This window comes from Chitinophagales bacterium, assembly GCA_040877935.1.
GTDB lineage: Bacteria > Bacteroidota > Bacteroidia > Chitinophagales > CAIOSU01 > JBBDNB01.
Genome location: JBBDNB010000042.1, coordinates 21,726 through 44,273, shown reverse-complemented (window position 1 = coordinate 44,273; position 22,548 = coordinate 21,726). Strand labels below are relative to the sequence as shown.

Genomic DNA, 22,548 nt, shown 5'->3' with positions numbered 1-22,548 from the left:
CTAAGCTTTATTTATCACCATAAGTAGGTATTGCAAAGCAAAATTTTCAGAGCATATCTTTGTGTTAATTTAGATTAAGTCCAAATAAACTAAAACAAAACACAAGATTATGAAAACGCTAATTACTAATTCCATTCTAATTTTTTTAATGCATTCCCTTTTTGCCCAAGCTACTTATGATACCGTTTCATTGGGCAATGGATATGCAAACCAAGCATGGTACCAACTGCAAAGTGGCAATACGACCACCGTTGCGAAAAATACTTGGGACATTGCTTTTGCTACCGGAGGCATGTCTTCTACCATCTGGATCAATTCCGCTGCTGATGTAGAGCTGTGGCGCTTTCCCAATGGCAGCACTTCCGATTGGGCAAGTTTGACAGACACTGCCGGAATCAGCACCTGGCAACAACTTTACAATTCAGAGGAAACTTGGGCAGTCGGTGCATTTTCACAAACCGCTGATCCCAATGATGATTTTGATCTGGGCTGGGGCACTTACAGCATGGTCACCCATTATGTAACGGGCGACAGCCTTTACGTTATCAAAGCGGCAGATGGCACTTACAAAAAACTTTGGATTGACCAATTGGCCAGCGGTTCCTACACTTTCCGATTTGCCAATTTGGACGGTACAAATGATGTAAATACCAGCTTGGTAAAAGGTGATTTCGCTGGCAAAAACTTCGGCTATTATTCCTTGGTAGATGAGGATGAAGCAGACTTGGAGCCAATTTCAGACGAGTGGGAATTGTTCTTTGGGCAGTACATTACATTTATTCCTTCGCCCTATCTCGTAACGGGTGTTTTGGCCAATGCCGGGGTGGAAATTGCCAAAGCATACCCTGTGGCAAATCCCGATGAAATTTCTGATTTTGAGAATTTTACTTTTTCTGAAATGATCAATACCATTGGCTGGGACTGGAAAAGTTTTAACCAAACGACTTTCAGCTTTGAATTACAGGATTCCCTTGCATTTTTTGTAAAAACCAGAGCAGACAGCGTTTGGCGCATTCAGTTCACAGGATTTGAAGGGACTTCTTCTGGAGGCAACTTCATTTTCGCCAAGGAAAATCTAGGTCCATTTGAAGAAGAACCTGCCGATACCAATACGGTTAGCATCAGGGATTTTTCCGAAAAATTACCCAAAATCAAAACCTATCCCAATCCTGCTTCTGGCAGCAATATCACACTCCTGCTGGATGGGTCTGATTTCAGCGGAAATGCAGTATTGAGCATTCACAGCTTAAATGGGGCAATGCTGCACCAAGAGCAAATATTTGTGGATGGTGGCTTTCAGCAAAACAATATCAATATTTCAAATCTGGCGGCAGGGGCTTATGTCTTGCAGTTGGGCAATGAATCATTCCGCATTCAGCAGAAATTGATCATACAGTAAAATTCAAGCTAAACAATGCAATACTCAATCACAATTAGGCTATTTGCGCTCCTCCTTATTGGTGGCATTTATGCGTGCCAATCTGCTGGAGAAAGCGAAAATTCCAATGATGAAAAAACGGAACAATCGGGGCCGCAAATTAATGCGGACACCCGAATTGTTTCCCTAAACGGAACTTTCACGGAGCTGCTCTCTGCTTTGGGTTTTGAGGAAAACATAGTCGGGGTAGATGTAACGAGCACTTACCCTGAGTCAATTGCCTCCGTTCAAAAACTTGGACACGTAACGGGGATAAAAGCCGAGGGCTTGGCAGCATTGAATCCCGATATGGTTTTTGTGCGAAAAGAGGAGCTAAAGCCCGATTTGAAAAATCAAATTGAGGAATTGGGCATTGAGCTGATCGCTTTGGAACAGGAGTTTACTGCTGAGGGAACGCAAAATTTAATCCGGGAGGTCAGCAGCATCTTGGGTAAATCTGAAAAAGGGGAAAGCCTGATAAAGGAAATGAATGCCGAGCTTTCAAAGGTAGAGCCATTGGAAAATGCTCCAACAGTGCTTTTCATCTATGCGCGTGGCCCGGGCACTTTATTGGTGGCGGGTAGAAAAACCCCTTTGCAAAGCATCATCCATTTAGCTGGCGGCAAAAACATTTCTGCCTATTTTGAGGATTTCAAACCACTGACTTCCGAAGCTTTGGTGGGCAGCAACCCCGATGCAATCTTGCTTTTTTCCAGCGGAAAGGAAAGCCTGGAGCAAAGCATAGGGCTTTTGGCCGTGCCGGGTGTAGCAGAAACCAATGCGGGAAAAAACAAAAATTTCATCAACATGAACGGACTGCTCCTTTCTGGCTTTGGTCCAAGATTGGGACAGGCAACTTATGAATTGAACCAAAAACTAAAAGCAATTTCTAACAACTGATGTTAAAGCAAAAAACCATAGTGCTTTTTCTGTTGCTGTGTCTAAGTCTTTCGATGCTCGTGTCGGCTGGCTTGGGCGCAGTATCAATTTCTCCGGCACAGGTGGTTTCTATTTTGGCAAATAATATCAGTCCAGAAATGGAATGGAAGGAATTCAGTAATGTTCAGGAATCGGTATTCTTAAAAATCCGCTCGCCCCGTATTTTGATGAGCGCATTGGTTGGTACTGCTTTGGCCATTTCGGGCGCAGCCATGCAGGGTTTGTTTAGAAATCCGCTGGCAGATCCTTCCATCATTGGCATTTCTGCGGGGGCATCCTTGGCGGCAGCAACGGTAATCGTTTTATTTCCTACACTGGCCATTTCCAGCGCAGCCATTGCCGGCTTATCTGTCTTATCCCTGGCGACATTTCTCGGTGCACTGCTCGCTTCCATTCTTATTTTCCGATTGGCAAGGGAAAACAAGCGCACCAATGTAGCCACCATGCTTTTAGGTGGAATTGCCATCAATGCATTGGCGATGGCGTTTACGGGACTGCTAACTTTTATTGCAGATGATGCTTCGCTCAGAACGCTTACCTTTTGGACCTTGGGTAGTTTGGGCGGTGCCAATTGGCTCAATACCGGAATCGTAGCTTTTGCCACTTTTGTCAGTTTGCTTTTTTTATCCCGGCATTTCAAAGCCTTCAATGCCCTGGCTTTGGGCGAAACAGAAGCCACGCACTTGGGCATTCCCATTGAGCGATTAAAAATTGAGGTGATTTTATTCACATCCCTGGCAGTAGGCTGCTCCGTAGCATTTTGCGGAATGATTGGCTTTATCGGCTTGGTAGCGCCCCATGTTCTGAGGTTATTGGGCGGTGCCGACCACCGATATTTATTGCCCGCATCCGCATTGGGCGGGGCAGTCCTGCTCTGCTGGGGAGATACTTTGGCAAGAACCATTGCCATGCCCACGGAAATTCCGGTAGGCATCATTACGGCCATCACCGGAGCGCCCTTGTTCCTATATCTATTGGTTCGCAAAAAAAGGGAGGTATTCCTATGATACAGCTCAGCGAATTGAATTGGGGCATTGCCAACAAACAGATTTTAACGGCCATCAATGGGCGGTTGAAGAAAAATACTTTTACTGCAATTCTGGGAGCCAATGGTGCAGGAAAATCCACTTTGGTAAAATTGATCAGCAAGGAATTGAATGCCCATTCGGGTGAAATTAAATGGAGGGGTGCGCCTCTTGAAAAATACAAGGCAGCGGATTTGGCAAGGGAAAGAGCGGTCTTGACCCAAAAATCAAGTATGAATTATGACTTTCCCGTGCAGGAGGTGGTAATGATGGGACGATATCCGCATTTCAAAAATCATCCTCAAAAAGGGGACTACACAGCAGTGGAGGAAAGTCTGCAAGCTGTTCAAATGCTCGAATTTAAAACACGCAATTTTCTTTCACTTTCTGGTGGAGAACAGCAAAGAGTGCATTTGGCAAGAGTCTTGGCGCAATTGTGGGACGAAAATAAAATTGCCTACAGCGAAAAACTACTTTTATTGGATGAACCGCTCAACAATTTGGACATCAAGCACCAGCACGAAATCCTACAGCTTTCCAGGGATTTTGCACATCGGGAAAATGTGGTGCTAGCGGTATTGCACGATGTAAACCTTGCCGCCATGTATGCCGATGAAATTATTCTGCTGAAAAACGGAAAAATATTTGCCCACGGCACTCCAGCAGAAGTCTTGGGCGAGGAGCAACTCAGCATCTGCTACGATATGCCTGTATGCGTGCAGCAGCATCCTTTTTGCAAATGTCCGGTGGCCTATTTTGGCAATACAATTTTGGAAAGCAAAAACAATCATAAACAGCACAAAAATTATTCAACAGAAAAACAAAGCACTTTTATCAATTAAATTTTGAAACTCATGGAAACACTAGCAAATAACACTTTATCGAAAAAATGGGAAGCGCTTTTGGAAAAGCAACCCAATTTGCGCATTCGCAATGCCGCCCAGGAATTGGGTGTGAGCGAAGTGGAATTATTGGCCACCAAATGCGGAACTAACGTAAGCCGCTTGAAGCCAGAATTCCAAAATATTTTGACGGAAATCAAATCGCTTGGAAAAGTGATGGCATTGACCCGAAACAATGATGTGGTGCACGAGCGCAAGGGGATTTATAAAAATGCATCGCTGGAAAATGCGCATGTAGGCCTTTTTGTGGGCGAGGATATTGACTTGAGAATTTTCTTCCAATGCTGGAAATCTGCATTTGCAGTAACCGAAATTAGCAATGAAAAACCCCGCTACAGCATACAGTTTTTTGCAAAAGACGGAACAGCAGTGCACAAAATTTACCTCACGCCCCAAAGTGATTTGGAGGCCTATAAAAATTTGGTAGAAAAATACAGGAACGAAGATCAAAGCACAGAGGAAAGCGTGCAAGCATCGCCTGAAAAAGCCCCTGAATTGCAGGACTCGGAAATTGATATTTCGGGCTTTCAACAGGAATGGTTGAACCTGAAAGACACGCACCATTTCTTTGGCATGTTGAAAAAATACAAAGTCAGTAGGACGCAGGCATTGCGATTGGCTCCTGAGGGAAATTATGCAATCAAGGTCGATCCAAAAGTGGTTCGTGCCATTTTGGAAAAAGCAGCGGAAACCCAAACGCCCATTATGGTTTTTGTGGGCAATCCCGGAATGATTCAAATCCATACCGGACCGGTGAAGAAATTGATGGAATATGGAGAGTGGTACAATGTTTTGGATCCCGATTTCAATTTGCACATCAAGGAAAGCGCGCTGGATTCATGCTGGGTCGTGCGCAAACCTACAGAGGACGGAACAGTAACAGCACTGGAATGCTTCAATGCAGAGGGAGAACAAATTGCACAGTTTTTTGGCAAGCGCAAGCCCGGTATTCCCGAATTGCAGGAGTGGAGAGACATTGTTTCGCAAGTAGAAGAAAGCTGCAAAATCTAGGGCCAATGTGCAATGAGGATAAAATATTACACCACACGAAAAATGGCAAAGTTATTTGGTGTCCGCACTGCGATTCCATGCAATTGGATTACAAAATAGTGCAGCTTTCTTTTCAGTCTGTTCATTTAAGCCAGTTTTTGGAAAAAATTGAAGCAGATTTAGAGGAAGCAGAATTGCTCAATCGCAGTGATGTGAATTTTCAATTTGCCACACCCGTAAAGAGCATTCAATTGAAATTTACCAAAGCAGAATTAATTGAATTGCAGGATTTGGTTTCGATTTCGCTCTTACAGAGGAGCTTGAAAAAAATGTTCATAGATGCTTCAGCATAATAAATGGTTTTTTCTGACAGTGTTTTTCATGTGGTCTTTTGGGTTATTTGCTCAAAAGACCATCACTGTTCACGATGATAAAGCCGTATTGCCTTATGTACATGCGCATTTTTATTTGTTGCCGCCTTCCGAAAACCAGGAATGGGGCTACTTGAGCAATCAAAGTGGTGAATTGTCCATTCCCAAATATTTGCAAGAAAATCCAAAAACGAGATTTGTATTAAAATTGAGCCATCTCGGTTTCGAAAGTTATCAAGATACATTTGCTACGCTGAAAATGTTGCCCAATCAAATAGCATTGAAAGCCGATGAAGCGGCACTGCAAGAAGTGGTGGTGAGTGCACAATATTTGCCAACAAGCACGGCCAAAACAGTGCACAAAGTAGAGGTGATTGATGCCGAAAAAATCAACAATATGGCGGCCGTGAATTTGCGCGACTTGCTGAGCAATAACCTGAACATTCGCCTTTCGCAAGACAATATTTTGGGCAGTAGCATGAGCATGCAAGGCTTATCTGGCGAAAATGTGAAAATAATGATAGATGGCGTTCCGATCATCGGTCGGCAAAATGGAAACATCGATCTTTCGCAGATCAACCTGAACAATATTGAGCGGGTAGAGCTGGTGGAAGGACCGTTGGCCGTAAACTACGGCAGCAATGCTTTGGCGGGTACTTTGAATATTATCACCAAAAAAACCAGTAGGGAAAAATATTCGGTTTATTTGAATGGATACTCGGAAAACATAGGCACTTACAATGCAGATGCGGGCATTTCATTTGCACACAAAAAACATTTTTTAAGCCTATCGGGCGGGCGCAATTTTTTTGATGGCTGGAATCCTTCAGATAATTTTTGGCCCGATTTCAAACAGCCCCGAGCAGATTCCACTCGTTTTAAAAATTGGAAACCAAGAACCCAATATTTTGGCAGAGCGCAATACAATTATCAATTCAAAAAGCTAAAGCTGGGCTATAAAGCGGAATTTTTCAAGGAAAAAATCACCAACAGGGGAAGGCCAAGAGCACCCTATTTTGAAAATGCCTTTGACGATTATTACTACACAACACGAATAGATCAAGCGGTTTATTTGGATGGGAATGTGGCCAAAAACAAGTTTATCAATATCACGGCTGCCTACAATTATTTCAACCGAAAGAAAAATACCTTTAGCAAGGATTTGACCACTCTAGAAGAATCGCTAACGGAAAACCCCAGCGACCAAGACACCAGTGTTTTTCAGCAGTGGATGTCGCGTGGGAATTTCTCAAAATCCAATTCGGACGATTGGTTCAATTATGAATTGGGCTATGATGTCAATATTGAAACCGCAAGGGGTGCACGCATAGAAGGTCAGCAGCAATATATTGGCGACTATGCCCTGTTTGCCACTGCCGAAATGGAGGCTTTCGAGGGTTTTGTTGTTCGCCCGGGACTGCGCTATGGCTATAATTCTGGCTACAGAGCGCCCTTGGTACCTTCCCTGAATTTGCGCTATGTCTTAAAGGATTTCACTTTGCGCGCTTCCTATGCCCGTGGATTTAGGGCTCCCGGCATCAAGGAATTGTATTTCTATTTTGTAGATATCAACCACAATATTGTGGGCAATCAAGATTTAAAGGCCGAATACGGACACAACTATTCACTCAATTTGCAGCATCGTAAATCACTGGGGAAAAACGTGTTTGTAAAATCAGGAATTTCTGGTTTTTACAATGACATCAACAACCTTATAACCCTTGCACAGATTGACGGACAAGAATTTACTTATACCAATATTGGTCAATTCCAAACCGTGGGAGCCAATGCCGATTTTAAGCTCAATTGGAAAAATTTGGATTTTAATTTGGCTGCCGGGTACATTGGCCGATCCAATCAAATAGAGGCGGATGAAGTTTCTAGAAAATTCAATTTTTCGCCAGAGCTTACTTCCAATTTGGTTTACAAATGGCAAAAGACCGGATTGCAAGCGGCTGTATTTTACAAGTATCAGGGCCGATTGCCAAATTTTGTACTGGTGAATGGGTCTGTTTCCGAGAATTTCATTGATGATTACCATACGCTGGATGTCAATTTGAGTAAAAGTTTTTTCAGGGAAATATTGGGCATTACGATAGGCATGAAAAACTTGCTGGATGTGCAGAATGTAAATGCCAATCTGAGTGCTGGTGGAGCGCACAGTTCAGGAGCGGGTTCTGTGGCCGTGGCTACGGGCAGGATGTTGTTTGCCCGCTTGAATATCAATTTTTCACCCTCAAAACTAAAATGAACACCATGCTGAGTAAATCGATTTTTCTGTTTTTGGCAGTTTTGATTTTGGCTTCCTGCGAAAAAGAAGAATTGCCGATTGAAAAGACGGATAGGGGCGGTGTGATTAGTTCTGAGGTATTTATCAATAGCAATTATCAGTACCAAATTTGGTATGATTTGGAGGAAAACAAAACGGTGAAGAAATCGCTGAAAACCGATTGGGACATTGCTTTTGACTGTTCTGGCGAAAATGCGATTTACCTAAACAGCAGCTTGGCCATGCGCGCTGCCAATACAGGATCTAAGGATTTTGAAAATTCATTTGATAAAAACACGCTCAATTTTCGGGGCGACCACAACAGTGGCATTCGAGATAGTTTGGCACTGAAAAACTGGAACTCGGGAAATGTTTATTTGCTGGATTTGGGCTATACGCCCGAGGGAAATGAACGGGGTTTTGTGAAAATTCAATTTCTTGGAGAAAACAATGGGACTTATACTTTTAAATACGCCAAAGACGGTGAAAGTGCAAGGGAGGCAAAGGTTTCAAAAAACACGACCTACAATCGGGTAGGTTTTTCCATTGAGAACGATTCGGAAATTTTGTTTGAGCCGCCCAAGGATCAGTTTGATCTGCTGTTTTCACAATATACTCACGTATTTTACGAGCCATATACGCCCTATTTGGTTACGGGCGTATTGTTGAATACCAATAACACAATGGCCTACTGCGATTCGGTCAATGAGTTTGGAGCAATTACAATCGAGAATGTAAATGAAACACTGTTTGCCAATCAAAAGGATGCAATAGGCTACGATTGGAAGGAAATTGATTTTACCAGTGCCAATGCCGTTTTCATTACGGACATGAGCAAAAACTATATTCTAAAAACCCGAAGTGCCTTTCTCTTCAAGCTGCATTTTATCGATTTCTACACAAGCAAAGGCGAAAAAGGGAATTTTGTTTTTGAGTATCAGAGATTGTGAAAAGAGCGGTTCAAGCCACTACATACTTAATATTTCCCGTAAAGGAAACCTCTTTGGTGATTTTCAAAAGCCTGGTTTGGACGACCTGACAAAAACGCATTAAAAAGCATTTTTCGTCATTAATCATTTTCTCTATTGAATAACCCGAGTTTAATTGAATACAAATCACCACAATTCCTCAACAGCCTTTAATACTTCTGATTCAGGGATTTTGTCCATTGGACTGGGATTGAACAGCGTGGGTTTGCCAAGCTTGGAAGAAGGTGAAAGAAAGGAGCGCCCCACCAATATTTTACTGTCAGGATGTGGCATATAGGGATACATTCCAAATTCAGGAACAGTACCACCCCAAAGCGAAATGAGCTTCTTTTTAAATGCAGCAGCAATGTGCATCAAACCAGTGTCATTTGTAATAAGCAATCTGCTTTGTTGTATTATGGATGCTGACTGATTCAAACTGAATTGACCACAAGTATTAAAAACACGATGGCCGCTTTTTTCTGCAATATCTTTTCCCATAGTAACATCATCTGGGCCACCCAGCAACAGGATTTTTTGTTTTAATTGCTTAGTGATGGAAATGATTTTTTCAGACGGATAAATTTTGCCTTTGTGCTGCCCGCCAATTACCCAGACAATATAATTGTCCGTTTTTATTTCGGGATCAATTTTATTTAAATCAACTTTATCCGATTCGGCAATAAAATAGTCCAGCCCCTTATTGTCATTTTTTACACGCAAATGTTTTATTGTTTCCATATAGCGCTCCACAATATGCACTTTGCGCATCAGGTTGATTTTGAAATTGCAATAAATCCATTTTTGAATATTTTGCTTGTCAAAAGAGTAGGAGGGCACTCTAAGAATTTTCTTGATAATATACGTGCGCTGGTTGTTGTGCAGATCAATAACCTGATCAAATTGCAGGGGTTTTAGCTCACTTTTGATTTTCTTGTAATTTTCAAAATAGTGAATCCTATCGATGAATGGATTGTGCTCAACAACTGCTTTAAAACTATCCTTGCACAAAAAATGCAATTCAAGATCGGGGATTTGAGTCTTCAGGCAGCGGATTACCGGGCTGCAAAGCACAATATCGCCAATAGAGCTGAGCCGTATCAGTAGTATTTTCAATTTCAGAGCTTTATTGAAGGTATTTCTTCGATTCTTCCAGGTATTCGTGCACTCCGAGTTGAATCATATCTTTTACGCCCTCGGGCAGTGTTTTTACAATTTTTCCCGGTACACCCAAAACCATTGAGTAATCAGGTACTTCCATGCCTTCTGTGACCAGCGCATGTGCCCCTATAATACAATTGTTTCCGATTTTGGCACCGTTCAACACGGTAGCTCTGATGCCAATAAGATTATTGTTTCCAATACTGCAGCCGTGCAAAACAGCTCCGTGTCCGATAATATTATCAGTGCCGATACTGATAGGATAGCCCGGGTCAACGTGCATTATTACATTTTCCTGCACATTGCTGCGGGCACCAATTTTAATTTGATCGAAATCCGCCCTCAAAACGGCATTGTACCAAATGGATACTTGTTCTCCCAATTCTATATTGCCCAAAACATGTGCACCGGGGGCAATGAATACCGTATCCTTTTTCTGTACCTGTGCTTTTAATTGATTGTAATATTTATTTTCCATAAGTGATTCTATAAATTTTATCTCCATAATCATCGGAAACCAGCAAAGAGCCGTCTTTCAATTCTAATAAATCTACGGGACGGCCATATACTTCTCCACCTTGTTCCCAACCTTCAGCAAAGGTAGTATAGCCCAGTGAATTTCCGGCAGCATCTAATTTTACCAGCGTGATCCGGTAACCGATTTTTGTGCTTCGGTTCCAACTGCCATGCTCGGCTATAAAAACCTGGTTTTTGTATTCTGCGGGAAATTGATCTCCGGTATAGAATTTCATACCCAGAGGTGCTACATGTGGACCAAGTTCCTGAACAGGGGCAGTGAAATTTTCGCAAGCTGTCTGATCTCCATTTTCAGGATCAGAGATTGCTTCACCATGGCAAAATGGAAAACCAAAATGCGCAGCTTCTTCAGACAAACGATTGAGTTCACAAGGAGGTAGGTCATCGCCCATCCAGTCGCGTCCATTGTCGGTAAACCAAAGTTCCCCGCTTTGTGGATGCCAGTCAAAACCAACCGTATTGCGCACACCATGAGCAATTATTTCCGGTTCGGAATTTTCGTTTTCAATCCTGGTGATACTGGCGAAAATCGAGTCTTCTTTCAGGCAATTGTTGCAGGGCGATCCTACGGGAACATAGAGCTTTTCGTCCGGGCCAAATGCTATATACCGCCAACCGTGACTGTTATTGTCGGGAAAAACATCCGAATACAGTTCAGGCTTACCCGGATTATCCAGATTGGATTCAATATTCCGCAATACCAGAATTTCTCCCACAGCAGAAATGTACAGATCACCATTTTTGAAAGCCACACCCACAGGCATATTTATGTTTTCTGCCAGCCCCCATTTTTTATCGACTTTAAAATCTCCGTTATTGTCTTTTAGTGCATAAACTTTGCCTTCGTGCCTACTTCCTACAAATATAGTCCCTTCATCTCCCAGGCACATGCCCCTTGCATTTTTAACATCATCGGCATAAATGCTTATGTTAAATCCTTCCGGAAGCTTTATGAATGATAGATCAGAGGAGAATTGCTCCATATTTTTATTTCCGCAAAAAGCAAAAAGTAAAATTTGCAGGGAAAGCAGACACAGTAATATGTTTCGTATTTGTAAAGCTTTCATTTTTTCAAATTTAATCAATCGAACACTTTTATTTGTAACCCTTTGTCTTGTAATCCGTAGAATCAGCTATCAATTGCATTTTAAAACAAAACCTTAGGCTATGAAAAAATTCCTACTCTTTTCTCTTGGAGCATTCTTCTTTGCTTTGTTACACGCATGTTCCCTTGAGAATGACATTATAAAACCGAATTGTCAATTGTCTGAACCGGATTTGGTTGACAAGTGGTGGAAAAGCAATGATCAACTGGTTGAATCAATGCCGGTAGTCATGTTTAGGAGAAATAGTACAATGCAAATAAAAGGCTCTGATGATGAGTTGAAATACAGCATTGAGCATTGCAATAAGATAAATGTTGAAAATTTAACACAAAGTACTTTCAACCGATTAACTGTTGTACGCATGACACCGGATGAAGTGATTATGCGTATTGACGACAGCGAAAAAGTGATATTCACCAGGGTAGAATAATTAATTTGGAATAAGTATAAATTTGTAAGCGGGCTTTTGCCCGCTTTTTTTGTTTGTGGTTTATATATTTATCAATGAAGTTCAAGTTTTCTGATAATGAATGAGACAAAGCTCTTTAATGCATTTGAGGCGGTTTATGGCCGGGATGCAGCTTTAGGTAAAAGGTGTTTTTTTGCACCGGGAAGAGTTTGTCTATTAGGGGAACATTTAGATTACAACAATGCAGTGGTATTGCCTGCTTCTATAGCCCTGGGAATTTCAGCTGTTTATCGCCCAACACTTAATCATGTGCTTTGCATATCCTCATTACAGCAGGAAAAAGAAATGATTATTGATCTGGAATCACCGATTGTGTATCAGCAAGGCAATGAATGGGGGAATTATGTGCTGGGTGTGTACAGGTCATTTGCTGAAAAGGGATGGAAATTGAGCGGTGCTGAAATTTTGTTTCACAGTGATTTGCCTGTGGGAGCAGGGCTTTCATCTTCAGCAGCACTTACTGTGCTCACAGCTTTTATTCTCAATACTGTACTTAAAGCTGATTACACTAAAAAGAAGCTGGCGGAAATTTGCAGGAAAGTAGAAAACGACTTTATTGGAGTCAATTGTGGATTGATGGATCCACTGGCCATTGCCCTGGGTAAAAAGGATTACTTGATATCGCTCGATTGCGCTACAGAAGATTTCGAATATATTCCACTGGATTTGGCCGCCCATTCCTGTGCACTTGTGGTTTTTAATACCAATAAAAGCAGGGAACTTGCTGCCAGTGCTTTTAATGAACGTGTGGAAGAATGCCAAAATGCTTTAGAACAGATTTCGAATAAAAAAGGGGAGCTTTTGCAATGGAGAGACATTGGGCAGGATGCATTGAATTTACTCGAAGATCCTACACTTAAAAAGAGAGGAAGACATTTGCTGACTGAAATACAACGCGTATCAGAAGCTGAAGAATTACTGAAAAAAGGGGAGCTAAAAGCCTTTGGACAATTAATGACACAATCTCATCGCTCGTTGAAAGATGATTTTGAAGTGTCCTGTCCTGAACTGGATTTTTTTGTAGAAAGTGCTATAAAAGAGGCGGGCTGTATGGGCGCAAAAATGACCGGGGCAGGGTTTGGCGGTTGTGCTATTGCGCTGATTGCCCAAAAGCAAGTGCCACAATTTATGCAGCATATAGAAAAAGCCTATTATGTCCAAACCGGCCTGCAAGGGAAAGCATTTGTTACCACTATTGATGAAGGGGTTCGTGAGCTTTGTGAGTAATGCGGGTTAAGGTATTCAATGCTTGGTTTTTTCTTAACCAAACTAAAAAGCTTTAATCTCCTTAAATTTGCCCAAAAACTGAGAATATGCTGGGATTGAAATTGCCTACTGATCCGCGCTGGGTGAATCTGGCGGAAAAAAGCCTTACTGAAATATTTACCGATCATGCCTATTGCGAACAGAAAGCAGCATCTACCTGTATTTCGCTTATTCAACTCTTTCCTGAAAAAACAGCATTGGTAGAAAAAGTGGCACCCCTTGTCACAGAAGAGTGGGGGCATTTCAGAATGGTTTTGCACGAATTGAAAAAACGGGGGCTGCAACTGGGCTTTCAACGCAAAGATGAATATGTGCAGCAATTGCTCGCTTCTCAGAAAAAAGGAGGTTCGCGTGATGATAAGCTGATGGAAAAGCTCCTGACAGCAGCATTGATAGAAGCCAGGAGTTGCGAGCGTTTCAGAGCCTTGAGTACCCAATTAGAAGATGCCGAACTGCGACAGTTTTATCACGAATTTATGGTGGCTGAAGCCGGACACTATCGCTTGTTTATTGATTTGGCAAGGATGTATTGTGGCACGGAAAAAGTCAATCAGCGCTGGAAAGAATACCTGGAAAAGGAAGCGGAAATAATCAACGCCCTGGAAATGCGCGGTGATCGGGTGCATTGATGTTTTTACGGATTAATTCAATCGCAAAACCTTTTTAGTCTTGTAATCGCCATTATTTATGCGCAATTGCAAAATATAAACACCCGAAGGCACGATATCAGGGCTGAGCTCCCAGTTTTCCGAACTGTTGTCGATATTCCACTTTCCGATTACCCTGCCGTTGAAGTCTATCAGCCTGATCCATTCCGGGCGCAGTGAAATTCTTTCTGGAAGAGCAATCTTCATTGGAGCACTTCCTTCAGCAAATCCAAGTGTGTTGATGTAATCAAAATCACATTTTTCAATTAAAACCATCATTTCGACAGTATTGAAACGCCCGTCAGACGCACGTACTTCTAACTCATAAATGCTATTCTTAATAGGAGAGACAACTGGTACTGTCTGGTTTTGATAGATCAGTTTAGTGGAATTTTCACTCCATAAGTAACTGTATGTTGAATCTATTTTAGATTCATCCATAAGCGACACAGACTCTCCTGCACATATTTTTTTGTCATCCAGTTTAGGCAATGCTATTGAATTGTCTTTGCGAAGGCAGGCATTTATCAAAAATTCAGAATCCGTCAATCCGTATTCATTCAGAATATTGAAAATGCTACAATAATGGGCTCCGCTGAATAATATTGTATCTGCCTGTAAAATAAGGTTTCCAGCATTTATCATTTTCATGTTTTCGTATAAAGAATAAATAACCTGAACCATTATAGCATCGGCAGCATTCTTGCCAATTTCATTTTGGATACGCATCATAGCTGAAGAAAGTATTTCTCCATTCAGGTGATAGCTACTGACCATATCATCGGGATATTTTTTTGTGCTTTGAGCGCTGCGCCCCGACCAAAATTCATTGTGGCCGTCCCAGGTAAAGACATCAAACCATCGGAAAACATTGTCTGCTTTGGAATAAGAAACCGCAAAATAATCGCACAGCCCCTCATCTATTCCTGTGCGATCAAAGCCGGAATTCGTGAATGGTGCAGCCGCGTGCGAGAGGTAATGCCCGTATTCATGCACTACTACGTTTGCATCCTCCGCATCATCTATGCCACCTTCACCAAAATAAATTTTAGGAGGATTCATGGGTGAAAAAATGCTTTGGTCATCAGTTTTTCCATTGGCATCTACTTCAACTTGATCAATGAGCAAGTTATTAAAACCAAGAGATTCAATATGCTTTGCAAATCGCTGAATATGATAATAAGTATTTACTGCTTCAAATGAATTTTGTCCCCTGGTAAAATTGAAATTTGGATTGTTAGGAGCAGGAGGGGCAATGTTTGGTGAGCCCAAGTCTTCTATTTTAAGAAAATTACTTTGTAAGTGATAAGTCCCGGTTAAGCTGTTATGAAATACATCTATTGTGACATTTTTAAGTTCATTCGTCAATGCAGGGTTGTCCCAATCGTTGCTATCTATATAATCTCCACCATAATAGGTTTCTGCCGAGCTAACTGGGTCGGGAAAAAATACAGTGGCATTTGCCGTAGCCCTGCTGCCTTGATAACTGTTGAGGTCTTTTTCTGAGATGCTTTGACCCTGGGCATTAACAAGCCATTCACTGAAGTATGCTTCTTCAGGATCATTAACATTGATCTTTAGTACAGCCTGTAATTGTCCATTCCAAAAAAGCCAGGTTGGAGTAATATCCAATTGTTCAATTGTCCAGTTTTTATCGGAAAGCCATTGTTGCACAATTGCTCTTTCATCCAGGTTTCCGGGTTCTGTGGCTATTGCTTTTAGTTCATTCGGGATTGAAAAAAAACCGTTGCTGTAGGAAAGTATTTTGCCGTTTTTCTGATAATTGATTTTGAATTGCGCCCCGTAAACAGGATATCCCTTGTAGCTTTGCTGTGTGAGTATGTGAATGCTGTGTGCATTGCTTCTTTTGGCAAGCATTGTCAGTGTTTCACCCTCAGCTAAATTGATTAATTCATCACTGATATATTGTAGTACAAATTTGTCGTTTTCAGGATTGGGTAACTTTTCATTTTTTGGAAACTCCAGTTTTACAATGCGCTTATAAAAAAATGGCAGACCGGTTGCGTGTGCTTCAGGCTGGTGTTTTGAAGTAAGTAGTAGAGGAATTAATAGAAAAAAAATAAGTATAAATGTCTTGTTCATAGCATGGCTCTTAATCAACAAATGTTTCCTTAATAATTGATTTGCACATCCTGATTTCTTTGCTTGATATTTTTCCTAATTTTTTGATCACCCGAGTCTTGTCAATACTTCTTATTTGATCTAAAACTACCCACCCAATCTGATTGTTATGCAAAACCCTAACTCTTGTTGGGTAATTTCTGCCTCTGGTGATCATTGGTGCAATTGTAATCGTTCTCAAGTTATCATTTTATTATTAATCAAGGCCTGGTTTTCTTGATTTCACTACCCTTGGTTGGGTTTAGATTCACCAAAACAATATCGTATTGTTTCAATTCCATTCTTCAAAATCTTCATCATCAAAAACATCCTCCATTAGTAATTTATCGTCCTTGTTTTCATGTTGTTCCTTGAAAGCTTTATCCCATCCTTTACGGGGTTCATCAATAGGTTTGAGAATTATTTGACCTTTTTCAAAAATGATTTCAACCTGATCCTTGATATTGTATTTTTCAAGGATTGATTTTGTGAACCTGATCCCTTTTGAATTGCCAATTTGTATGATTGAAATTTCCATTGATTATAAATTAAGGTGTAATTACAAAGTTATTACATTTTTTTAGCTATCATTAATTTTCTTGTGCAATTTCCGGGGTGAATAGTCTGCAAGAATCAAGTTTAATACAATTTTTCTAAAAAATCTGTTCAAATTCAGTTTGAATTGGCATCCAACATATCACAGGTTTCTTTGTCCAACTCTGTTTCAATGGTATAATGCTGAAAAGGGTATTTGCCCAGGATTTCTTTCAATTGCTTTTTAATATCGATGATTTGATTGGGATCGGAAATGTTTTTGAGTTTTACATGGGTAGTAAAAACATGGTTTTCGCCTTCCAAGGACCAAATATGGGTGTGGTGTAGCGAATCTATGTTCTCAATTTTCATGATTTCAGCCTCTATTTCCTGTTGATTGATGTCCTCAGGCTTTTTCTGCAGAAATATATACACGCTTTCTTTCAGTCGTTTGATCACATTCCACAGAATATAAATAGTGATCAAAAGTGAAAGTGCAGGATCCAGGTAATTGATTTCTTTAAACAACAATACAATACCCACAATCAAAACAGCCACCCAGCCCAACACATCTTCCAACAGGTGCAGGGATACTACTTTTTCATTCATGGATTTTCCACCGCTGAGTTTCCAGGCGGCATAGCCATTTACAGCTATACCAAAAATGGCAAACAAGATCATGCCTTGTGCATTGCTCGCCTCAGGTTCAAGTATGCGACTGATGGCTTCATTGATGACAAACACCGAACCGAGGATTAAAACCAAACTGTTGATCACAGCTCCCAGAAGGGAAAAGCGCGCATAGCCAAATGAAAATTTTTCACTGGCTCCTTTTTTTGACTTTTTGTTGAGATACCAAGCTATTCCTAATGAAAGGCTATCGCCCAGGTCGTGAATCGCATCGGAGATAATGGCGATACTATTGACATACAGTCCGCCAACTATTTCAAGGATAGTAAATCCGAAATTGAGGAAAAAGGCGATTTTCAGATTCTTTCCGGATGCTTCCTTAAGATCATGCTGGTGATGGTGCCCCATAAGCATCTAAAATAAATATCTTTTAGTCAAAAGCCTGAATTAACTCAAGTCCACTTCTTTAATGGCCTTTTTAAAGTGGATTAGCATCTCATCCGTGAAATCCAAATGTGTCACAAAGCGGAAAAAACCCTCGCCCATAGGAATGCCCAAGATATTTTTGGCTTTCATTTTTTCAAGGAATAATGTCCCTTCTGCTTCAGTTTCGGTTTTGAAAATCACAATATTGCTCTCCACCGGGATCACTTCTTTGATAAATTCCTTTTGCAACAATTCCCGTTCAATAGCTTTGGCTTTCAGGTGGTCTTCTTCCAAACGATTTACATGGTGGTCTAAAGCATATATTCCAGCAGCAGCAAGGTATCCGGCTTGTCGCATTCCTCCACCAAATACTTTTCTGAACCTGCGCGCTTCGTGAATAAAATCCTTATTGCCCAACAGCAATGAACCTACCGGAGCGCCAAGCCCCTTAGAAAGGCAAATGGAAATGGAATCCACGGCAGTGCCATAATCTTCAGGTCTTTCATGATTGGCCACTATGGCATTGAAGAGCCGTGCACCATCCATATGTAGTTTCAATCCATTTTTTCCACAGGCTTTGCGTATTTCCCTTATTTCATCAATATGATATACTACACCACCGGCCTTGTTTACCGTGTTTTCTACACAGACTAATTTTGTCCTGGGGAAATGTACATTCTCAGGGCTTACGCGATTGGCAATATCCTGCGGGAAAATCTTTCCCCTGTTGTTCCTGACCAATTTTACCGATACTCCCGAATTGAACATCATACCTCCGGCTTCATACACATAAATATGCGACAACTCGTGGATGATTACTTCAGTGAGTGCTTCGGTATGGGTTTTCACCGCAATTTGATTGGTCATGGTGCCGGAGGGACAGAATAAACCTGCTTCAACGCCAAACATTTCAGCCGCTTTTGCTTCCAGCTTGTTTACGGTAGGATCCTCGCCAAAAACATCATCGCCTACTTCTGCATTGTGCATGGCTTTCAGCATCCCGGGCGTTGGACGGGTTACCGTGTCGCTTCTGAGGTCAATTGTTTGGTTCATTGCGTTAATCCTGTAAGAATTTCATTAAAAAAATGAATGATCAAGGCCGGTTTAAACAGTACCGGAAATATAAACCCAAAGACAGCTCCAAAAAAATGTGCATAGTGCCCGATATTATCGCTGCCTTTTTTAGCCATATAGGCCGAATAGGCCAAATATAAAATACCGATTACAAAACCGGGAATGGGGAAGAATGGGAAAAATATAAAAACAATACCTGCCCAGGGATTGATCAGTATAGAGGCAAATACCACTGCGGATACTGCTCCCGATGCACCCAGACTGGCGTAATGCGGATTGTCCTGATGCAGAAAATAGGAATATACCTCTGACAATGCAATGCCAATAATATACATAGCGAGATAAAGCCATTTTCCGGCCATCCCAAAAATTTCCCCGAAATAATACTCTGTAGATGTGCCAAAGGAATAGAGTACAAACATATTGAATATCAGGTGCATCCAGTTGCCATGTATCAATCCCGAGGTGAGAAAACGGCTGTATTCTCCGCGCCTTTTTATGGTGTAGGGAGAAAAGATCATTTTTTGCATTGTGCCTCTGTTGTTGAAGGCACTAATAGAGCTGATTACAGTCAATGCAATAATAATAGTCGTAAGGTTAATATTCATATCAATCGTTGTGGTAAGGTTCTTTGTTTATAATGCTAAATGCGCGGTAAAGTTGTTCTAAAAAAAGTATTCTAATGATTTGATGCGAGAAGGTCATTTTAGAAAGGGAAAGCCTGGCATCTGCCCGCTGATATATTTCCGGAGCAAAGCCAAATGCCCCGCCTACCAGAAAGACCACTTGTTTTTTACTGCTTTGCATCCATTTTTCTACTTGAGTGGCAAAAGCTCTTGAATCGTAATTTTTGCCCGATTCATCCAGTAAAACCAAAAGATCCTGAGGCTCGAGTTTGCTCAATATTATTTCTGCTTCGAGACGCTTCAATTGTGCAGCAGGAATTTTGCTGTTGGATTTTTTCAATTCTTTTTCTTCCCTGCTGAAATTAATATAATGCCCAATCCGTTGCTCATATTTTTGCAGCAGCGACTCAATGTTTTTGTCACTTTTACCAATCACCCAAAGTGAAAATTTCATGATAGCGGAATTGAAAAATTTAAACAGAAATGCAGCAATTTGATTTTGCAGCAAACGGAAGCATTTGGCCATTTTTTGGCGAAATAATGCTAACTTAAAGCGCGAATTTAAGAATACTATTCTTTGCAGCACGAATTCTGTACAATGTGGTTTCAGGAACTGTATTCTTTCTTCAAAAAGTCAATACAATATCAATTTTGAAAAAAAAATTAAACGGAGCAATTAATCAAATGATAAGCAATCAAATTAAACTACTGTTTTTTGCATTTGGAATTTTCATGATTCTTGTTGCTTGTGAAAACACTAAGAAAAAAGTGACAGACCCGCGAGTGCAGCAAATGAGCCGTGCCTGGGTTTATGATAAGGTTGATATAGAAGGCACCGTTTTTCCCGGTGAGCAAATGGGCAGTCCGAGAATGATCTTTTCAGAAGACAGCACTTACAAAATGACTTTTCAAAATATGGCGGATTCCGGCAAATGGTATTTCATTGGAGATACATTAGTCACTACTACTTTTTCCAATCCCGGTGAAGAGGAATATTTGACTATTAAAAGCCTGACTGATTCATTGGTCGTGTTACAGGGAGAGTCCAATGGAAAGGATCTTATTTTAACAATGCGTTCCCTTGAAGAAGAAAAATAAGCAATGGATGAATTGAGTATCAGTATTTTAGGGGCATTATTACTGCTGGGGCTGCTGTTGATTCTAATTGAATTTTTCCTGATCCCCGGAACTACAGTCGTAGGGATAATAGGCAGCCTGATAATGATTGCAGCAGTGGTACTGGCATTTTACAGTCAGGGTACCCGTATCGGTCTTTTGTTTTTAGTTGTTGCATTTATTGCTTCAGGTATTAGTGTTTACAGTGGGTTTAAAGTTTATACTTCTAATAAATTATCGGTAAATTCAGCGATTGACAGTAAAAGCTATTTGCAGGAGGAAACAATAAAGCCCGGAACTGAGGGAGTAACTGTTACCGATCTGCGGCCAAATGGCAAGGCACGATTTGACAAGGAAAAGCTGCAAGTTTATTCCTTGGGAGAATATATAAAGGCGGGAACTGCTGTAGAAGTGGACTCCGTCTATGATCATAAAATTTTTGTAAAAAGTAAAACAAGTTAAATTATGGAAGCTTTGGTATTGATTCTCACAATTGTGGGTGTAATAATAGGGGTTTTGGCCTTTTTCTGGCTGGTGCCGCTTGGATTGTGGTTTTCAGCCACTTTGTCGGGAGTAAGTGTATCGCTTATTCAATTGATTTTAATGCGTTGGAGACGTGTTCCGCCTTCTGTGATTGTAAATGCAATGATCACATCCAAAAAAGCAGGGCTAGATCTTTCCCGCGATGATCTGGAGGCGCATTATCTTGCTGGAGGACGCATTGTTCCTGTCGTAAATGCATTGGTTTCTGCCGATAAGGCCAATATTGATTTGGACTTTAAAGCGGCCACAGCAATTGATTTGGCAGGACGTGATGTGTTTGAGGCGGTGCAAATGTCGGTGAATCCCAAAGTGATAGATACTCCGCCCGTAACGGCTGTAGCCAAGGATGGTATTCAGTTGATTGCCAAGGCCAGGGTAACGGTTCGCGCCAATATCCGCCAATTGGTAGGTGGTGCCGGTGAAGAAACGGTGCTTGCCAGGGTAGGAGAGGGCGTAGTTTCCTCTATTGGTTCTGCTGCCTCGCACAAGGCGGTGTTGGAAAACCCCGATTCCATTTCCAAGGTGGTATTGGCCAAAGGTTTGGATTCAGGAACTGCATTTGAAATCCTCTCCATTGATATTGCGGATGTGGACATAGGGAAAAATATTGGAGCCGTGCTGCAAACAGATCAGGCACAGGCCGATAAGAAGATTGCACAAGCCAAAGCTGAAGAGCGCAGGGCAATGGCCGTAGCCGAAGAACAGGAAATGAAAGCCAAAGCACAGGAAGCACGTGCCAATGTAATTCAGGCCGAAGCCGAAGTGCCTAAAGCAATGGCAGAAGCTTTTAGAAGCGGTAATCTCGGTGTAATGGATTATTATAAAATGAAGAATGTAGAAGCAGATACTGGAATGAGGGATTCTTTTGCCAAAGGTGAAGACAGCGAAAGAAAACAGCAGGACAGGGATAATATCGATGAGGACGAGGATAAATAGTCCTTTCTGATTTTAAATATTCAAAGGTGGCTGGGCTTATGCTCAGCCACCTTTATTTTTTTGATCTGATTTTATGGATCGCTTTTAATAAGAGTATAGAGGTGTGTTTTCAATTTAATTTCATAAATTTGCAGCCGCTTTGGCTCTGTAGCTTAACTGGATAGAGCATCGCACTACGGATGCGAAGGTTCGGGGTTCGAATCCCTGCAGAGTCACAGATGAGCAAAAGTCCAGATCGAAAGGTCTGGACTTTTTTCATTTAAAATACACTATAAACTTGTTTATAAAGTGTATTTAAAATGAAAAAATTAATCTGCGCCAGCAGATTGGACTTTTGCTTTGACAATGGAGTCAAAGGGATCATGAAATAATCCCTGCTAAACTTGTTTATAAAGTGTATTTAAAATGAAAAAGTGAATGTGCGCCAGCAGATTGGACTTTTGCTTTGACAATGGAGTCAAAGGGATCATGAAAT

The 22,548-nt window shown here is 41.2% G+C and carries 23 protein-coding genes and 1 tRNA gene; 15 read left to right on the top strand and 9 right to left on the bottom strand.

The genetic code is table 11. The annotated features are described in order from the left end of the window. The first annotated feature begins 109 nt into the window (after window positions 1-109). The 8 genes from WD048_10920 to WD048_10885 are packed head-to-tail and all read left to right on the top strand — an operon-like array spanning window position 110 to window position 8,863. Window positions 110-1,399, top strand: coding sequence for a T9SS type A sorting domain-containing protein (locus WD048_10920; protein MEX0812717.1), 1,290 nt, complete (start codon window positions 110-112; stop codon window positions 1,397-1,399). A gap of 15 nt (window positions 1,400-1,414) precedes the next feature. After that, entirely contained in the window at window positions 1,415-2,317 is a 903-nt protein-coding gene (locus WD048_10915; protein ID MEX0812716.1) for an ABC transporter substrate-binding protein, read from the top strand. Continuing rightward, window positions 2,317-3,363 (top strand): iron ABC transporter permease, encoded by a 1,047-nt coding sequence (locus WD048_10910; protein ID MEX0812715.1) that lies wholly within the window; start codon window positions 2,317-2,319, stop codon window positions 3,361-3,363. Before WD048_10915 ends, WD048_10910 begins: the two co-directional genes overlap by 1 nt. After that, window positions 3,360-4,223: a heme ABC transporter ATP-binding protein gene (locus WD048_10905; GenBank protein ID MEX0812714.1), complete on the top strand. Its 864-nt coding sequence runs from the start codon at window positions 3,360-3,362 to the stop codon at window positions 4,221-4,223. Before WD048_10910 ends, WD048_10905 begins: the two co-directional genes overlap by 4 nt. Before the next feature lie 12 nt (window positions 4,224-4,235). Next, window positions 4,236-5,294: a ChuX/HutX family heme-like substrate-binding protein gene (locus tag WD048_10900; GenBank protein MEX0812713.1), complete on the top strand. Its 1,059-nt coding sequence runs from the start codon at window positions 4,236-4,238 to the stop codon at window positions 5,292-5,294. 5 nt (window positions 5,295-5,299) lie between these two features. Next, window positions 5,300-5,626: a DUF6686 family protein gene (locus WD048_10895; protein MEX0812712.1), complete on the top strand. Its 327-nt coding sequence runs from the start codon at window positions 5,300-5,302 to the stop codon at window positions 5,624-5,626. After that, entirely contained in the window at window positions 5,613-7,895 is a 2,283-nt protein-coding gene (locus WD048_10890) for a TonB-dependent receptor (GenBank protein ID MEX0812711.1), read from the top strand. The genes WD048_10895 and WD048_10890 overlap by 14 nt, the downstream gene beginning before the upstream one ends. 5 nt (window positions 7,896-7,900) lie before the next feature. After that, complete coding sequence (locus WD048_10885) at window positions 7,901-8,863, top strand: HmuY family protein (protein MEX0812710.1); 963 nt, start codon at window positions 7,901-7,903, stop codon at window positions 8,861-8,863. A 165-nt stretch (window positions 8,864-9,028) separates the two neighbouring features. Here the strand turns inward: WD048_10885 and WD048_10880 are convergent, their stop codons facing one another. The 3 genes from WD048_10880 to WD048_10870 are packed head-to-tail and all read right to left on the bottom strand — an operon-like array spanning window position 9,029 to window position 11,646. Beyond that, window positions 9,029-9,997, bottom strand: coding sequence for a glycosyltransferase family 9 protein (locus WD048_10880; protein MEX0812709.1), 969 nt, complete (start codon window positions 9,995-9,997; stop codon window positions 9,029-9,031). A 10-nt stretch (window positions 9,998-10,007) separates the two neighbouring features. Further along, window positions 10,008-10,520 carry a gamma carbonic anhydrase family protein gene (locus tag WD048_10875; protein ID MEX0812708.1) on the bottom strand — a complete coding sequence of 171 codons (513 nt, stop codon included), beginning with the start codon at window positions 10,518-10,520 and terminating at the stop codon, window positions 10,008-10,010. Beyond that, entirely contained in the window at window positions 10,510-11,646 is a 1,137-nt protein-coding gene (locus tag WD048_10870; protein ID MEX0812707.1) for a PQQ-dependent sugar dehydrogenase, read from the bottom strand. The genes WD048_10875 and WD048_10870 overlap by 11 nt, the downstream gene beginning before the upstream one ends. 100 nt (window positions 11,647-11,746) lie before the next feature. On the opposite strand from WD048_10870, the gene WD048_10865 reads away from it, so the two are divergent. From WD048_10865 to WD048_10855, 3 genes are all read left to right on the top strand, one after another. Beyond that, window positions 11,747-12,115: a hypothetical protein gene (locus tag WD048_10865; protein MEX0812706.1), complete on the top strand. Its 369-nt coding sequence runs from the start codon at window positions 11,747-11,749 to the stop codon at window positions 12,113-12,115. Window positions 12,116-12,211: 96 nt separating this feature from the next. Continuing rightward, entirely contained in the window at window positions 12,212-13,381 is a 1,170-nt protein-coding gene (locus WD048_10860) for a galactokinase (GenBank protein ID MEX0812705.1), read from the top strand. 86 nt (window positions 13,382-13,467) lie between these two features. Next, a complete protein-coding gene (locus WD048_10855) occupies window positions 13,468-14,049 on the top strand; it encodes a tRNA-(ms[2]io[6]A)-hydroxylase (GenBank protein MEX0812704.1) in 582 nt (193 codons plus the stop codon). A gap of 12 nt (window positions 14,050-14,061) precedes the next feature. Here WD048_10855 and WD048_10850 read toward each other — a convergent pair whose 3' ends face one another. The 6 genes from WD048_10850 to WD048_10825 form a co-directional block, all read right to left on the bottom strand. After that, window positions 14,062-16,170 carry a T9SS type A sorting domain-containing protein gene (locus WD048_10850; protein ID MEX0812703.1) on the bottom strand — a complete coding sequence of 703 codons (2,109 nt, stop codon included), beginning with the start codon at window positions 16,168-16,170 and terminating at the stop codon, window positions 14,062-14,064. A gap of 310 nt (window positions 16,171-16,480) precedes the next feature. Next, window positions 16,481-16,726: an AbrB/MazE/SpoVT family DNA-binding domain-containing protein gene (locus WD048_10845; protein ID MEX0812702.1), complete on the bottom strand. Its 246-nt coding sequence runs from the start codon at window positions 16,724-16,726 to the stop codon at window positions 16,481-16,483. Between the two features lie 134 nt (window positions 16,727-16,860). Further along, on the bottom strand, window positions 16,861-17,760 hold the full coding sequence (locus WD048_10840; GenBank protein ID MEX0812701.1) for a cation diffusion facilitator family transporter: 900 nt from the start codon (window positions 17,758-17,760) through the stop codon (window positions 16,861-16,863). A gap of 39 nt (window positions 17,761-17,799) precedes the next feature. Then, complete coding sequence (locus WD048_10835; protein ID MEX0812700.1) at window positions 17,800-18,831, bottom strand: GntG family PLP-dependent aldolase; 1,032 nt, start codon at window positions 18,829-18,831, stop codon at window positions 17,800-17,802. Continuing rightward, entirely contained in the window at window positions 18,828-19,460 is a 633-nt protein-coding gene (locus tag WD048_10830) for a rhomboid family intramembrane serine protease (GenBank protein MEX0812699.1), read from the bottom strand. The genes WD048_10835 and WD048_10830 overlap by 4 nt, the downstream gene beginning before the upstream one ends. A gap of 1 nt (window position 19,461) precedes the next feature. Continuing rightward, window positions 19,462-19,932 carry a 23S rRNA (pseudouridine(1915)-N(3))-methyltransferase RlmH gene (locus WD048_10825; protein ID MEX0812698.1) on the bottom strand — a complete coding sequence of 157 codons (471 nt, stop codon included), beginning with the start codon at window positions 19,930-19,932 and terminating at the stop codon, window positions 19,462-19,464. Window positions 19,933-20,129: 197 nt separating this feature from the next. On the opposite strand from WD048_10825, the gene WD048_10820 reads away from it, so the two are divergent. From WD048_10820 to WD048_10805, 4 genes are all read left to right on the top strand, one after another. Next, window positions 20,130-20,576, top strand: coding sequence for a hypothetical protein (locus WD048_10820; GenBank protein ID MEX0812697.1), 447 nt, complete (start codon window positions 20,130-20,132; stop codon window positions 20,574-20,576). Between the two features lie 3 nt (window positions 20,577-20,579). Further along, on the top strand, window positions 20,580-21,056 hold the full coding sequence (locus WD048_10815; GenBank protein ID MEX0812696.1) for an NfeD family protein: 477 nt from the start codon (window positions 20,580-20,582) through the stop codon (window positions 21,054-21,056). 3 nt (window positions 21,057-21,059) lie between these two features. Next, a complete protein-coding gene (floA, locus tag WD048_10810; protein MEX0812695.1) occupies window positions 21,060-22,073 on the top strand; it encodes a flotillin-like protein FloA in 1,014 nt (337 codons plus the stop codon). Between the two features lie 141 nt (window positions 22,074-22,214). Next, window positions 22,215-22,288, top strand: a tRNA-Arg gene (locus tag WD048_10805). Window positions 22,289-22,548: the final 260 nt, after the last annotated feature.